A 1,862-nucleotide genomic window follows, 5' to 3' on the forward strand; every position below is an offset into this window, starting at 1 on the left:
AACTTGCTCGCTCTTGTTGCACTAGGCGACGGCCCAATCGGCGGCATCGTAGGCAACACGACTGAGGAAAAAGAAAAGAACATCTACATCAACAATCAGCCTCTCCGCGACCACGGAACAAACAACCTGACATTTCAGGGCGTGGGCTGGGACGAGCGTTTTGGCGAAGAGGGACAGGCTCTAATGAAGCTAGTCCCCGGCATCACAAACAACGTCGATGCGAATGTGGACCTGCCACAGCGACTAAGCGAAGGCGGAAGCCAGCACTATCACGAGGTCACGGTAAACAACCTCAAAGCTGACAAAGCCCGCGTTCGTCTAATGGTGAAGGGTCTTGTTGATACGAACAACAAGAAGGGCAACCAGAAGAAAACCTCAATTGCTTGGGGTATCGACGTTAAGCGTCAAAGCTCTGCCGTTTGGATTGCAGCAGGCACCTACAGCTACAAGGGCAAGAGCAGCCAGCCAATCGTCCTTGAGCGCGTCGTAAACGAGCCTGACCAGCCCAAGCAGAGTGAGGGCGATCACTGGCAGTTCCGAATTTACAGGATCACCGAAGACAGCGGCAGCGACAAGCTACAGAACGAAACTGCGTTCAACGGCCATGTGGAAATCCAGTCCATCGACCTGCCCTATGATGGTAGCGACACGAGCGCGCCTACTGCGCTGCTCGGCCTGGCCCTCGATCTTGAGCAGTTCCAGCAGGGCGGCAATTATCCTGAGGTCATGGCCCGCGTTCGTGGCCGCAAGGTCCGCGTCCCGGTCAATTATGATCCTAAAACCCGCACCTATTCCGGCGTTTGGAACGGATCGTGGAAGGAAGCAGCAACGCAGAATCCTGTCTGGCACTGGCTGCATATTGCAACGGATCAGAAGCAGGGCTTAGGCTTCCCTGACGATTATTTCCTCAAGTATGACCTGTATCAGATTGCGAAGTTCAATGACGAGAATGTCAATGGACGCCCACGCTACACCCTGAACCACCAGTTCCGTCAGGCGCAAAACGCATGGCCATTCTTGGTTGAATTAGCGACCACTTTCCGCGCCTTCCCATACTTCGACGGCCAGCGCGTCATTCTCGTTCAGGACAACCCAGCTCAGACCGTTGCCCACTACGTTAACAACACACAGACGGCGAATGGCTTCTTCGATTGGCAGAACACAGAGCTATCGAAGCAATACAATGAAGTCCTTGTTGAGTGGTATGATCCAAACGACTTCTTCAACAAGAAGACCGTTCGCTATCGTGATGAAGCAAGCATCACTCGTAACCGCAATGCCGGTCTAGCTGCTGGCGGCGTCATTCGTGCCACATTCGAGAAGATCGGCTGCACGAACAAGCAGGAAGCATACGACTTCGCTAGGATGCTCTGCTATGTCAGTCAGCACGAGAACGAGACAGTTTCATTCGACACTCTGATTGGTGCAGCTGGTTATCAGCCCGGTCAGCTAATCGAAATTGACGACATTCTTGTCTCACATAAGCCGTTCACTGGTCGCGTTGCTGCTGCCGATGCAAATGGCATCTACCTAGATTACCCTTGGACGCAGAAGGCGAACAAGTCCTACACCATTCATGCTGTTGTGAACAATCAGCTTGTTCTGCGTCCCATTCCTGTTGTGTTCGTAGATACGACGAGCGACTTCATTCCATGTGATGCAACCGGAATGGACTATGGCACTCCGTTCGGCATTGTCGAAGCTGGCGGCGCTCAGCCTCGCGTGGCGCGCATTACGAACATCGAAGACAAGGGCGATGGCCTCTACAGTGTAACAGCTACTCTGCACGTTGCTGGCAAGTATGCTTGGGTTGAACAGAATATCCCTGTTCCTCAGATTCCCTACAGCGATCTAAAGCGCAA

Annotated in this window: 1 protein-coding gene; it reads left to right on the plus strand. The window is 53.1% G+C overall.

Annotated elements, in window-relative coordinates; genetic code table 11:
* The coding region (gene gpJ, locus MRBLSP13_RS11825; protein WP_363754635.1) for a TipJ family phage tail tip protein at positions 1-1,862 on the plus strand (1,862 nt) is incomplete at both ends.

The organism is Sphingobium sp. LSP13-1-1.1, assembly GCF_040676415.1.
GTDB lineage: Bacteria > Pseudomonadota > Alphaproteobacteria > Sphingomonadales > Sphingomonadaceae > Sphingobium.